At 54.4% G+C, this 14,477-nt stretch carries 7 protein-coding genes; 3 read left to right on the top strand and 4 right to left on the bottom strand.

What is annotated here, in order from left to right; all coding sequences use genetic code 11:
• Window positions 1-230: 230 nt before the first annotated feature.
• Window positions 231-1,295 carry an LOG family protein gene (locus E1H13_RS07470; RefSeq protein WP_169612774.1) on the top strand — a complete coding sequence of 355 codons (1,065 nt, stop codon included), beginning with the start codon at window positions 231-233 and terminating at the stop codon, window positions 1,293-1,295.
• Window positions 1,296-1,375: 80 nt separating this feature from the next.
• Here the strand turns inward: E1H13_RS07470 and E1H13_RS07475 are convergent, their stop codons facing one another.
• From E1H13_RS07475 to ppc, 4 genes are all read right to left on the bottom strand, one after another.
• Window positions 1,376-2,482, bottom strand: coding sequence for a serine/threonine-protein kinase (locus tag E1H13_RS07475; RefSeq protein WP_169612775.1), 1,107 nt, complete (start codon window positions 2,480-2,482; stop codon window positions 1,376-1,378).
• A gap of 660 nt (window positions 2,483-3,142) precedes the next feature.
• On the bottom strand, window positions 3,143-4,909 hold the full coding sequence (locus E1H13_RS07480; RefSeq protein WP_169612776.1) for an ATP-binding protein: 1,767 nt from the start codon (window positions 4,907-4,909) through the stop codon (window positions 3,143-3,145).
• A 105-nt stretch (window positions 4,910-5,014) separates the two neighbouring features.
• Complete coding sequence (locus E1H13_RS07485; RefSeq protein ID WP_240966518.1) at window positions 5,015-5,554, bottom strand: hypothetical protein; 540 nt, start codon at window positions 5,552-5,554, stop codon at window positions 5,015-5,017.
• 144 nt (window positions 5,555-5,698) lie between these two features.
• Window positions 5,699-8,836, bottom strand: a complete 3,138-nt coding sequence (ppc, locus tag E1H13_RS07490) for a phosphoenolpyruvate carboxylase (RefSeq protein WP_169612777.1) — start codon at window positions 8,834-8,836, stop codon at window positions 5,699-5,701.
• A 677-nt stretch (window positions 8,837-9,513) separates the two neighbouring features.
• Here ppc and E1H13_RS07495 point away from each other — a divergent pair.
• Window positions 9,514-12,810 carry a DUF1574 domain-containing protein gene (locus tag E1H13_RS07495; RefSeq protein ID WP_169612778.1) on the top strand — a complete coding sequence of 1,099 codons (3,297 nt, stop codon included), beginning with the start codon at window positions 9,514-9,516 and terminating at the stop codon, window positions 12,808-12,810.
• A 2-nt stretch (window positions 12,811-12,812) separates the two neighbouring features.
• Window positions 12,813-14,300: an MBOAT family protein gene (locus tag E1H13_RS07500; RefSeq protein WP_169612779.1), complete on the top strand. Its 1,488-nt coding sequence runs from the start codon at window positions 12,813-12,815 to the stop codon at window positions 14,298-14,300.
• Window positions 14,301-14,477: the final 177 nt, after the last annotated feature.

Genomic DNA, 14,477 nt, shown 5'->3' on the forward strand with positions numbered 1-14,477 from the left:
CAAAAGCATCTGCTGGTCTAAGGCAGGTGCTTTTTTGCCGCCTGAATGATCTAGGAATCCAGTCTTGAAGCAGAACAGAGATATAGTCAAATCTGGTGTACATACAGTACATCCTGAATCGTATACCGTATACCGCCAATCTGGGAGGCGTGCCCTATGAGGGAGATTTAACCCGTAAGGGAGGCAATTCTCGTTAGAATGAAGTGCTACTCATCAACGATCCCTCTCTTATGGTTGCCATTCATTCTAATTTGCCGGATCATGTGCAGGCAGACTTAACAACGGTGCTAGAGCAGTTGCCCACGATGGCCCATGGCAAACTAATCCGCCAGGCTCTAGAAACCATTCTGCGGATGATGGGGCGAGAGGCCGACCGGTTAGATTGGAAGATTTTAAACAATGCCCTGTTAGATATGGAGCAGGGATTCCAGGTCTTTTATCCCCATCGCCATATCCGTAAAATTACGATTTTTGGTTCGGCCCGTTTAGCAAACGATAACCCTGACTATCAGTTGGCGCGCCTGTTTGCCCATCACATTAGCCAGCAGGGGTTTATGGTGATGACTGGGGCTGGAGGCGGCATTATGGAGGCTGGCAATGTTGGTGCGGGGCCTGAACATTCCTTTGGGCTCAACATTCAGTTGCCCTTTGAACAGGGGGCTAACCCGGTGATGGAGGGTAATCCTAAGCTGATTCAGTTTAAGTATTTCTTTACCCGTAAGCTCTTCTTTTTACGGGAAAGTGATGCTCTGGTCTTATTCCCCGGTGGTTTCGGCACCCAGGACGAGGCCTTTGAGTCCTTGACCTTGATTCAGACGGGTAAGGCCGATCCAATGCCCATTGTGATGGTAGACCACCCCGGAGGCCGCTACTGGCAAGGCTGGGATGATTACATTCGTAACCATTTACTCAAGCAGGGCTTAATTAGCGAGGACGACCCTAACCTTTACACCATTACCGATAACGTGGATGACGCCTGTTATGCGATTAGCCATTTCTATCGGGTGTATCATTCTTGCCGCTATGTGGGCGATCGCTTAGTGATTCGGCTCAAGTGCCAGTTGCCTGAGGTTGCTCTTGAGGTGCTCAATCAAGAGTTTAGCGACATTCTCGCCAAGGGAACGATTCAGTCATCAGGGGCGCTACCGGAGGAGCGCCAGGATGAAACAGCTCACTTGCCTCGCCTGGTGATGCATTTCAACCATCGCGACTTTGGCAAACTGCACCAATTTATTTGGCGGCTGAATGACTTAGGGGCTCAGCGGCCTGAGGCGGGGCACCCTGAGCAAAAGTAGCCTTATAGAAGGGGAAAGGGTTTACGGTTCAGGGTGTGCGGTTCACGGTCCAGGGTTCAGGGTACTAGCCAACGGTGCGCTTAGTAAACGGCGCGGCGGTCTGGAGGATTAGGGCGGTCCCGAAAACGCTTCATCCGCCATTTGCGGATGGCTTGAGCCTCCCGTTGGATGGGGGTTAAGTACCCGTCAGAGCTAAGTTCTCCCTCGGGTAGCGTGTCGCTATGGGGGAAGGGATGCTGTCGGGTATTCATACAGCCAGACAGAGCGTCAATGTGGGGCTCTAGTTCTAAAGCCCGGGCGACCTCGTCAATGGAGGTGTAGCGGCTTTCGGGGTCGGGCTTGAGCATTTTGTCGAGGACCGTGGCAAAATGCTGGCTAACCGTTACCATGCCATGCCACTCAATGGCACCGGTCAAAGGGTTTTGGTCGAACTCAACCGGTGTACGGGCCGTCAACAGATATAAGCAGGTCATCCCCAAGGCATAGACGTCACTGCTGTAGCAGGGGCGCAGGGCTAACTGTTCCGGTGGGGCAAAGCCAGGGGTACCCACGAACTGAGTAGCGGGGGCCTGAAAACTACTCTGGCCATCCACATCGACTAAAAACTCCCGCACAGCGCCAAAATCAATCAGCACCAGACGGCGATCGCGATCGCTGCGAATAATATTAGGCGGCTTGATATCCCGATGAATGATCCGATTACGATGGATGAATCGAATCACTGGGATAATTTCCCGGAGGAAATACTTTACCTGGGCTTCGGTTTGCCGACCTTGGCGGCGTACCTCCTGGGACAGGGTTTCCCCGTGGACGTAATCTTGTACTAGGTAAAACTCCCCGTTGGTGGTGAAGTAGTCCAACAATTGGGGAATCTGAGAATGACTGCCGAGGCTAGCTAAAGCCCGAGCCTCGCGGCGAAAACGCACCTTGGCCCGCTCTAAGGTCAGCTCATTGCGGGCTTTGGGACACAGCTGCTTGATCACACAGTAGGGTTCCCCAGGCAGCAGGGCTAACTGGGCTAGGTAGGTGACCCCAAACCCACCCCGTCCCAGCCGTTTCAGGACACGATAGCGATCGCGGAACAGCTCATGGGACTGGTAGTAATGGCGAATTTCCGCCATTGCACTGTCTTCTGAGGAGCGAGCTTCTGAGGAACGGGGGGAGGGTTTGGCGGTAAGGTCTTGCATAAATCTGGCTCAAAGGCACAAAGCAAGGGTAGACACGATTCAATAATAGGGAAAATTCGGGTTAGGTGACAGGTGGGTGACCCCCCTTAGGGGAGCCGTCAACTGGGACGACCCTGGAAAAAGGTCCACAGCTATGGGCTTTTTTAGGGTAAACAACAGACAGTCCGATGACAGAGAAGCCGCTAACTCAGCTAATGACCACAGCAACCAATGCTGGCGTGGCCGGGGCATCCTAGCCAAGATGCTCTGCTAATGTGCCCCGAGGGCAGTGGGCTAAGCCGACCCTTTTCTCTAGACCTAGCTAACGATCCTCCAGACTGTCGGCAAGACCGGCCAATCGACTGGGAGATACGCTATGGACACAGAGGTTGATTAAGCTGGAATAATCTCCGTTGAACAGTTGTGCCCTGGGGGTAGCTGTACGACGGATAGGACTTAACTAGAGATACAGATGAGCTGGAGGACCCCAACTCTGGCCCTCTAGCTGGGGCTATATAGTTTTGACAATAGCCAGTGAACGAAACTCAGGTTGATAGCTGAACCTACCAGGGTAACTATACCACCGTATCTTAAAAGGCAGGGGAGGGGCGACAGCAAATCTCCCTAACTTTTAGGCCCCATGGCGAACCTGAAGCGACTCCGTAAGCGGCGCTGCCTAAGCTAAAAGCCTAAATCAGCGCGGGCCGCTTCTGACGCCTTAAACAAGACCTCATCCGGCAGATCCTCCCAGGGGGTAGCCCCCACCTGGGCATAGAAGGTGGCGTCGTAGGCTCGGGTACGCACCACCACTGGCATCGGTACAGCATGGCCCAAGACCAAAGCTTGTTGTTTTGAGTCGAGCTTAGCTAACACCGAGCGCAAGCTCTGTCCGCCCGAAACACCGGTAAAGATGGCATCGATATCCTTTTCGTCATTCAGGAGGGCCGTAATCCGAGTGCCAATTTGTGACATTACCTCGTTGTCAATACCCGAGGGGCGCTGATCAACCACTAAGAGGGTGACAAAGTACTTGCGCATTTCTCGGGCGATGGTGCCAAAGATGGTCTGGCGGGCCGTGGCCGGATCTAAAAATCGATGGGCTTCTTCAATGGTGATCATCAGCTGCCGGGGCCGGTCAATCACGTTCTTGGTTTGTAAAAACCGATCAGCCTTTTTGACATAGCTGGCGTGAATCCGGCGGGCAATCACATTGGTAGCCAGCATGTAGGCCAGCATGTTGGATTGGGAGCCAAATTCCACCACCACATGCTGGCCATTGTCGAGGGCTGCCAAAATTTGGTTGATGTAGTTGTTGGCGCTGGTGGCCCGCATGTACTTAATATCGGCTAGGCGGGTGAGCTTTCGCTGTAGCGCCATAATCGAGGACTTGCTGCCCATTTTGGTCTCGCAAAATTCCTGGATTTCTTCGTTAGTCATCGTCAGCAGACGATTGATCCAGCTTTTGCCAAACTCGTTGCGCAAAATAATCGCATTTTCTAAGCTAGCCTCTGATAGATTCAGCTCTCCCCGCACCAGGGCTAAATCTTCCACATCGATCTGGTCGAAGCTGATGAATAGCTCCTGGGCGTCGCGTACCCCCCGCCGTTGGGTAGCTTCGGCGTCGAGGGTAAACATCTGCACCTGGCCGGGAAACAATTGCCGCAACCCCTTAACGGTACTGAACTGCTTGCCTTCGCTAACCGCTTCCCAGCCATATTCAGAGTGCATATCAAAAATCAAGTTAACGGCGGCCCCTCGCTGGATGGTGCCCGCCAACAGTAGCCGGGTCAGAAAAGACTTACCGGTACCCGATTTGCCAAAAATGCCGTTACTGCGCTCCACAAAGCGGTCTAGGTCTAGGCAAACGGGCACATCCATGTCGATGGGCTGACCGATGGCAAAGTTGCGACGGTGGGGGTCGTCTTCCCAACCAAAGATGATCCGAAAGTCGCGATCGCTGGCATCGTACACCTGACTAAAGTGGGCTGGGATGGTCTTGACCGGCAGCAGCTCCACGTCAGCATTGCTCTGTACCTCCAGCGACCCATAGCGACTGTTCTGACGCTTCTCCTTCCCCTTCCCCTTGGCTTCCCGCTTGCCGTCCCATCCTCCCATCGCCCCATTGTCCCCCCCCGATTCTGGCTGGGTAAACATCAACATCGGCGTCAGACTCAGGGTGCCATAGGTACCTGTGCCCGCCAGCACCTCTTGCAAAAATAGATTAGACGGCTCTGGGGGATGGGCTAGAATCCGCTGGCTACCTGTCCCTAGGGTGACATCGGTGAGCATGCAGAAAAACTGCGATCGCGCCCCCCGCACCACCAAAAACTTGCCCACCCGCATATCTTCTACCGACACGTCAGGGTGGAGCCTCACCTCCAGACCCTGACTCAGGGATCCTTGGATCACTGAGCCAAGGGGCGGTTGGGGAGACGGCTGAGCCAACATAGATCACCTTTGTTGCTGCGACTAAGGCGATCTTAATACATTTGTCCTAAAGTGACTCAGCCCATGCCCCTCTGTCTGGCTTAGATTGGTAGCGATGCGAACCGATTAAAACTGAATCCCCATGCCCCCCTGGACCGAGATGGCCATGTTACCGCCGTCTCGGTAAGCATCGAAGGCAAAAATCGCATTGCCAAACGCCACCAGGTTGCTATTGGGGAACATATGGTCAATGCCGGGCTGCAACACAAAGGAGGTCTTGTTGCCAACCACTGAAGGGGAGTCTCCGCCACCGGTAAAGGATACCCCTGCACCCACGTAGACATCGGTATTCCAATTGAGGGGAACATCGTAAGAAACGGTGGGCACAAAGGCGAAATTATCGCCAAAAATAAAGGCTTGGCCTCGGACGGAAATGGGCATTTCTAGAAACCGATAGCGCCCCGCAATTAAGCCCTGAACGCCAGCCCCCTGGCCTGTATTTTGGTCATTGGTTAGGCCCACCCCAACCCCGATTCCCACATAGCTGCCATAGGCTACCTGAGCTTCAGCCGCACCAGGATTGAGGATTGCACCGGCTACCGTGGCAGACACGGCCAGCAGTGCAGCTCCTATTGTGTGCCCCATCCAACGCCCTAAGCTTTTCATTGGATCACTCCTCACCTATGAACTATCCCTATGGGTTTAAGTGGTTACCCATCGGACGGCGTGACCAGCCGATCGAGAAACCTGCCGATAAGCTTACTGCATCGGTGAAAATTCAGCACACTGAATTTTAAATTGACCTGGGATCTAACCTGTATTCCGCATACCAGCGGCGATCCCATTGATGGTCAGGAGTGCCCCTCTCAAGAGCTCCCCTTGGCTGTAGCGGGAGCGAATCACCCCGGTAGCGGCCTGGTTTCTATACTGGCGTAGCCGCTTCAGCAAAGATACCTGTAAAAAGCCCAGGGGTACGATTGTGCCATTGCGCAGATAGACCGATCGCTGTAAGTCGGGGTCGTTATCTAAGAGGCGTTCCTGACCGGTAATTTCTAGCACCATTGAGCGGGTGAGATAAAATTCCTCAGAAATGGCGTCAAACAGTGCTAGAAAGCGCTCTTTGTCCTCAGGGTTAGTCAATTCTCTGACATAGTGCTCAGCAATTTGTAAATCGACCTTGGCTAAGGTCATTTCCACCTTAGAAATCACCATCTTGAAGAATGGCCACTTGTGGTAGAAGTACCGCAATAGCTTCAGGTGCTCTTCCGACGCTTCGTCTAAGAACTCTTGCAGAGCTGTGCCGACTCCGTACCAGGAGGGCAGCAAGAACCGGGCCTGGGTCCAGCTAAAGACCCAAGGAATAGCCCGTAGACTGCTTAGATCTTTTTTCCCACCCCGGCGGGCTGGGCGAGAGCTAATTTGCAGTTGACTAATTTCTTGAATGGGCGTCACCTGATGGAAGAAATTGACCAGGTCAGGCTGTTCGTAGATTAATTGACGATAGTGGCGACGGGACCGGCCCGCCAGTTCTTCCATGGTGTCTTTCCAGGGTTGAATGTCGTCAAAGCTATTGCTGAGAATACTGGCTTGCAGGACCGCTGTGGTCACTGTTTCCAGGTTGTACAGGGCCAGGTCCGCCAGGTTGTATTTAGAGGCCAGCACCTCCCCCTGCTCGGTGATTTTGATGCGTCCTTTGATGCTGCGCCCTGGCTGAGCCAAAATTGCTTCGTAGGCAGGGCCACCGCCACGGCCCACAGAGCCGCCGCGGCCATGGAAAATTCGTAGGGACACCTGAAACTGATCGGCCACCGTTTGCAAGGATTGCTGGGCCTTATGAATTTCCCAATTACTGCTTAAAAAGCCTGAGTCTTTGTTGCTATCGGAATAGCCCAGCATCACCTCTTGCAGGGGAACCGCTGGCGGGATGGTGGGATCGTTGACCCGGCGGGCCTCATCTTGAGTGGCTCGACCCCGCAGCATACTCAGGTACAGCGGAGTTTCAAACAGTTCCTGCATGACCGCCGGGGCCCGCTGCAGATCCTCGACGGTTTCAAACAGGGGCACTGGTTGAATGCTGCACAACTCTGTGGCGGGGTCATAGAGGCCGGCTTCTTTCGCCAGTAATAGCACCTCCAACATGTCGCTGACATGGTGGCTCATGCTGATCACATAGCTGAAACAGATGTCGGGGCCAAACTCCTGGTGGAGTTGGCGGATCATCCGCATGGTTTGAACGGTTTCCTGAGTTTTGTCGGAAAATGGGAGTTCCCGGGGGGTTAACGGTCGCCGGGTTTTCAGTTCAGCCACCAGCCAGGCCGTCTTTTCGGCTTCTGATAACTCATTATAGGGCTTGGGCAGAATTTGCAAATACTGGGTAATTTCGTCTAGGGCGTCGGAATGGCGGGAGCTTTCCTGACGCAGATCGAGCTGGGCCAGGTTAAAGCCAAAGATCTCGGCCTGGCAGACTAGGGTATCTAGGTCTTGGCAGTTGAGCCCAGTGGCTTGCAGGTTGCGCTGAATCAGCTGCAGCTCAGCTAAAAACTCTTCGCCGTAGCGGTAGAAGGGGGCATTGTTGCTGAGTTCGGCATAACTATCGGCGAAGGGGTCTCCCTCGTACATCCGCAAGCTGCGATCGTAGGTGTTTTCAAGCCGCTGCTTAATGTAAGCCAGCTTCAGCCGGTAGGGCTCCTGGCGGTAGCGAATGGCCAGATGATCATAGACATCGGGCATGCGCACCTGGTCTTGCTCGAGGGATTCGAGCAATTCGGGGAGCACTTCACTCCAGTGGAGCGAGAGGCTGAGCAAGTCGGTCAGCCGATCAATTGAGCTGATGTACTTATGAAGGACCAGGTTGCGCTGGTAGCCAGCGGTTTTCCAGGTGACCTCGGGGGTGACGGAGGGGTTGCCGTCCCGGTCGGCCCCCACCCAGGACCCAAACCGGCAAAAGCGATGGCGCGGCGGGTCGAGCTCTGGGAAGGTAGTGGCGATCGCCCGATCGAACCGCTGATAGAGCTGAGGCAGGGCGTCAAACAACACCACCTGGAAATAGTGCAGGGTGTAATCCACCTCGTCTAAGACCGAAGGCTTGAACTGGTGGAGCTCATCTGTGCGCCACCAGAGGCGAATTTCTTCTGTCAGCTGATCCTTGAGTTCTTCGATTTCCCAAGACGAGGTCAGGCCCAGGCCTTGGGCACTCTCTTCGGCCTGATCCATCTGGCGCAAAATATTGGCAATACGGCGTTGCTTATCGCGAATGGTGTGGCGCACAATCTCGGTGGGGTGAGCTGTAAACACCAGGCGCACATCTAATTGGTCAATCAGGGTTTGAATGATTTGGGGAGGAACATTGAGCCGCCGTAACGCCGGAAATAGTAGATGAAAGGTACCAGCTTCTTGGCGATCGCCGACGGGGGTGGCCACACTACGGTGCAGCAGATCGGCCTGGAACGAGCCACCCCCTTCTTCTCCATTGGCTCCATCGGCAGTGCCGACTCTATCACCCATGAAAATAGATTGCCGTTGCCGCTGGGCCAGCTCTGAATTATCGTAGGCAGCTCGATATTGCTGCTGCTGCCCCCGTTGTTCGTAGTGCTGCTCAACAATGTTGATCAGCTGAAAATACAAGGCAAAGGCTCGGGAGGCACGGATCGCATTTTCCAGATCCAGGGCCTCCACCACGTCAACGACGGCTTTCACCCGGGCCTCATCTGTGGTGGGGGCCTGTCCTTCGGGGGAGCACATTTGCCGTAACTGTTTAAGCAAATTAAGCAGTTCAGGCCCACAGGCATGTTCCAGCACACTTTCCCAAAGATCTTCCACAACCCGCAACCGATGGCGCAGCAATAAATCTTGGGTAGACGGTTGACTGGGCAGGGAGTCAGGCTGACTAGCCAGATAAGTCTGGACCGTAGGCCGGGTGTCCCCTGAGGTGGGCAGCGTTGAACTCATGGGCGTTGTAGAGGAAGAGAACAGAGATATCGCAAAGATTCTATAGGATTAATTGATATGGGAGAAGCTTATCGAGCTAAGGCCGTTGAAGCTAGAGCCCCTTAACAGGATTAAACCAAACAACGCCACCGTGGTGATCTATTGGTTACTATCTGCTGTCATATTCAGATTCGGAAGCCGTTCGCCCCGAAAAATCTGTTCGCTGACTAGTCCAGCTTGAATCAACCCGTCAGCCAGGCCTTGGGCAATCCAAATACCACCTAATACTGGGGGAACTAACAGCCCAATCAGCAGCTCTGAACCATAGGATGACGAGAACGGGCATGCTTGCCTGGGGAGGGATGAACTCAGCATAGGACGAGGAATGAATTACAGCGATAAACGCTAACTAGCATAGCAAGGGTGACTCTGCTGAAAAGGCTAGAGCATCGTCATGACGCCATCTGTTCAGGGGAGGGACAGGACATGACAGGTGTGTTAAGACATCGAATGTTAAAGGATGGCTAGTTTTTCTGAGACTTTCAGCAGGAAATGCCACCACCTTTGCCACTGATCATTAATATATTAGGTAAATGTCAATTCCGTCTCAGATGATACTAGGGTGTACATGGCTAATGTGGTCTAATCCCCTGGACTACTCTGGGGCATTCGAGATGTAAGCGTTGGGCCAATTACCCATGCCTGTGCCTGTATCAAAACCACCCGAAACCCTCAACGTGGCAGCGGCTAATGTTTTGGATTGGCTGAAAGACAGCATGGGAATTCCCATGGCAGAGCTGCACACCAAACTGCGGGGTAACATCCTGCATGTGTTGTGTGAAACGTCTGAGCCGCTTGATCAGTCAGCGGTGTTACTGAAGCTGGTGCGTACGCTGCTAGATGCTGATGGTCACTCCCTGGTCCAGCAACACCATCCGCAGGTGTATCAGCTCTATCTCTACAGTCGCCGTACCGGGGAGCAGCACCCAGATTGGACGGCACCGATTTATCTAAATCGGCTGGAGCGACATCTGGCGCAGCTGGTGCTAGAGCATCAGGATGAAAAGGATACCAGGGCAGCCCAGTCCTTGCTAGAGCGCTACATGCAGGATAAGGCTGATCTGTCTGACCAGGGACAGGGCAGCCATAATGCTATGGTGCTTTCCAATCTCAGTCTGGCCCGTAAGGGGGACCCCGAGGCGATCGCCTGGTATTTGAGCGAAACCCTAAGTGCCTTGGATGTAGGGGTATGGGTCAGTATTAAGGCGATTCCAGGCACGGCCCGGTTACATCGCATGGCGATTGGGTCAGATGATCTGGTTGCGACCGAAACCTTGCAGGACCTATCTGTTCCACAGGTTGACACTGATGCGGATGATGATCCTGCTGATTCCCCTGGGCTGGCGGCTGGTCCTGAGTCTGAAACGACAGATGCAGGGGCGATCGCCCCTGATACCAACATTCCGCGCCTGTGGATTTTATGTGAAGCCACCTATAGCCCCGATCCCTCCCTGATCGCCAGGCCCACGGCAGAACGCCTGCGCCAGCTGCAGCTGACGCAATTTAAAGATGCGGTGCTACTGCTGCAAGTACGCGGCGAGAGTAAACCCGATTGGAGTCTGCGCATAGACCTGACTCCACCAGAGGAAATGCTGCGGGAGTGGGGCCGCTGGGGGGATGTGGATGCGATCGCCCGCCTGTTATCAGTCAACTTAGAAAGCTGGCATCTGGGGGTCGATGCCGAGGCCGCTGACACGACCCTGCATCTGGTTTGCCAGCCCCAGTCAGGGGATCATGACACCCAGCAGATGGAGGGCATTGAAGCCAAAGACCAGGTGGTGGCCGCCATTACCTCCACCCTAGATACCTTGGCCCCCCAGGGGCTCCATCGGGCGGTGATTTATGGCCAAGGATCAACAGACGCCCCGCCCCATTGGGTGCACTACCTCGACTTACCCGCTGCTGAGCATGCCGCCCTGGCCGATGCCCCAGAATACTTGGGACAGATTGGCGATCTACCCGCCTTAGCCTTTTTGCTGACCCGACTGCTGAATCCGAACTTGGACGACCGCCTTGCAACAGGGGGGCTGCGGGTACAGTTGCTGCTGCGCGATCAGCTGCTCCATGTGATGGTAGATAGCCCAGTTACCCCCCATCGGCGATTGGTGGCCCCACCGATTAAAGCCTATCTCATGGATCTCAGTCCATCCGGGATTGAAGGGGTCCGAATCTATGGCCGTCGGTCTGGCCAGCTGCAACCGGCCTGGAGCTATGGCAAGGACTTCTTTGACGATCGGCCCCGGTTAGTCCCCGAGTCAACCCCAGAATTCACCGCCTCTGATGCCTACGTCAACGAGCTTTTGGTGCGCCCCGATGGCCCTGGGGTGCATGGTCCTGTGGTCAAGGGAGATTTGGCCACCGACTTGGAGGACGATGAGGATCTAGCCCTGGGGGCATGGGTGGCCGACTGGGTTGACCAGGGGCGGCACCTGCTGGTACAGTCCCATCTCTTTACGAGCCAAGACCCTGAGGCCGTGGTGGAATCGGTTTCAACCCCGTCCATCGCCGATGGGGTAAAAATTGCAGTGGTGTGGGCTGCGGTGGGCATTTTAGCCACACTACAAATTGACTGGTTGCTAGGGCAAGTGCTCAGTCCGCCCACGAATCCGGCCAAGGCTGACCCAATCGTCGAAACCAGTGTCGACCAAGCTGGGCAGGAGGCCCCTAGGAGTGAATTTGAAGAAGACCTGGCCCAACTGACTTGGCCCGGGCAAAATGGCGCTGAGCCCGGGGGATTCGGCGATCGCCCGGCAGAGGAAAGGTTCACCTCAGTGGATGGGGAGACCATCACCTTAGCGACCAGCCCTGATCAACCAATGGTGGCCATTGACCAGCTCGTGGCCCAAGCCCCCTATGACACCTTTAATAGTCAACAACTCAACGAAAAGGTGGCCCTCTACAATCAACGGCTGGAACAGTCAGGGCCGCCCGATGTGCTGATTGTGGGCAGTTCGCGAGCCTTACGCGGGGTTGACCCGGCTGCCCTGCGCCAAGAACTGGCGGCCATGGGCCACAGCAATCTCAGTGTGTTTAACTTTGGCATTAATGGGGCCACGGCCCAGGTTGTCGATTTGGTGATTCGGCAAGTCTTAAAGCCCGATCAACAGCCTCAACTGATTATCTGGGCCGATGGGGCCCGAGCGTTTAACAGTGGCCGGGTTGATGTCACCTATGATGCGATCGTCGCCTCACCCGGGTACCGAGAGCTGTTGGCTCGCCGGGCCGATGATTTAGCGACTGACCCCACCGTCGATGCAGCGGAGGCCAGCGAACTGCTGAGTAACGGTCAAGCGGCTGACTCGCTGCCCAACAGCTATGTTGCCATGGATACTTGGATGAGCGAACAGCTAGCCAACTTGTCTGCTGTCCACGGGGAGCGCAGTCGGCTGAAAACCTGGCTGCAAGATCGCTTGATTGCCATGACGCCCTCGTTTGCCAGTACCGCTAACCTGCCTGAAGAAGCCTTAGACGCGCCTATACCTGAAGGCAGTGTGATCGACTACGACGGTTTCTTACCCTTGTCAGTCCGGTTCAACCCGGCCACCTACTACCAAAACTATGCCAGGGTATCAGGCCGCTACGATGGTGACTACGATAGCTTTCAGCTCGATGGGCAGCAGTCTGACGCCTTTGGCTCATTGTTGAGCTTTACCCAGGCCCAAAACATTCCCATCGTGTTTATTAACACCCCACTGACCGACGAATATCTAGACGACTATCGCCAAGAGGCTGAGGCGCAGTTTTTGCAGCATATGCTGCGACTGTCTACCCGTGAATCTGGATTTCTGTTTCGAGACTTTGGCGACTTGTGGCCGACTCGCTATGATTACTTCTCAGACCCGAGCCACCTAAATCGCTATGGGGCTTATCAAGTGTCTAATCAACTCGCCCAGGATCCTTTAATTGCCTGGCCTAAGTCCTCCCCACAGCCCTAGCCATGACCCTGCCTTCTATCGCCTACGCTTTATTTCTGTTGAGCGTTGTTGGTATATTTTGGGCGCTGGAATCTCTCCAAGCACGCCTCTGGCTGCTGGTGATTGCCAGCCTGATTTTTTATGCTTCGTTGCAAGTCCAATTTTTGCTGCTGATCGTTGCTCTAATGTTGGCAACGTTTTTTATTGGCAATGCCCTGGCTGCGCCTTTAGACTGGCGCATACCCAACCAACGGTGGCAATTAGCTGAACGCGGCTGGAACCAGCGCCGTACTCAGCTACTGTGGCTGGGCATTGGCATCAATGTGGTCCTGCTGCTGGGGTTTAAGTACCTGGAAGGGATTTTGCAGCTGATTGGCCTGGGAGACTGGCTGACCACCGAAGCTGGAGGCACCTTTACGCGGGTCGTCATGCCTTTGGGGCTGAGTTTCTTTGTATTTGAGTGCATCGCCTATCTGGTGGATGTGTATCGGGGCTCCCCGGCGGCGCTTAACTTTGCTGATTTTGCCGCCTACAAGCTATATTTTCCGAAGCTGATTTCTGGCCCCATTACCCGCTTTCACCCCTTTATTGACCAAGTCGAGCAGCAAAAAGCCCCAGAGCTCAGTACGGCGGTGGAAGGACTGTGGTTAATTGCCTATGGGGCGATGAAAAAGCTGCTGTTTGCCGACCACATTGCAATTTTGGTAAACCTCAGCTTTGAGAACTTGGAGCGAGCGGGCAGTGCCGATATTTGGCTGGCCACCTTTGCCTATGGCTTGCAGCTGTACATCGACTTTAGTGCCTATGTGAATATTGCCCGGGGCAGCGCTTTGTTGATGGGCATTACCCTCCCCAAAAACTTTGATTTTCCCTACTTCACCACCAGCCTGGCTGACTTTTGGCGGCGTTGGCACATGACCTTAGGGGACTGGCTACGCAACTATCTTTACTTTCCCCTGGGAGGATCACGTCGAGGGCTAGCCCGCACCTGTGTCAACTTGATGATAGTGATGCTGCTGGCCGGGATCTGGCATGGCAATAACTGGGGCTTTTTAATCTGGGGGGGGCTGCATGGGGCGGGGCTGGTGATCCATCGTCTGACCCAAACCGTGGGCAAGACTTTGCCAGCATTGCACAAGTTTTGGTTGAGTGGACCCGGCATCTTGGTCGGCTGGGGGCTCACCCAAGGGCTAGTCTTCTTTAGCTGGCTGTTTTTCCGGCTACCAGCTCCCCGGCAGTTTAATCTGGCTTTGCAGCGGTTCTGGGGTACCCCAGCTGATGCCCAGTTTAGCCAACTTGTTTATCGAGAGTCCCTAGGCTTTACCTTCGGCGAACTGATGCTGATGCTTTGGGGGGTTGTGGGGTTGATGGCTCTGTCCTATGCCTTCAAGCGAGGCCTGAAGCTAGAGCTGGGTTGGCCAGTCAAGCTCTTGTTGGTGCCCCTATTTAGTCTCTTAGCCTGGCTTTTGGCCCCTGCAGAAACCCTGCCTTACATTTATTTTGACTTTTAGGCACGTCTGGATAGCGACAGATCCCAGGAGATCCCAGGGTGCTCCGAAAATCATAACTATCATCCCAAGACCCCTGGGATCTTGGCATACTGTACCGATGCTTAACGGGTGACAACGTACCTAGAGAGCTTGCTGCATCAGGGATAGAGCATAGAAACCTCGCTGAAAATAGAGTTG

This window comes from Nodosilinea sp. P-1105 (assembly GCF_012911975.1).
GTDB lineage: Bacteria > Cyanobacteriota > Cyanobacteriia > Phormidesmidales > Phormidesmidaceae > Nodosilinea.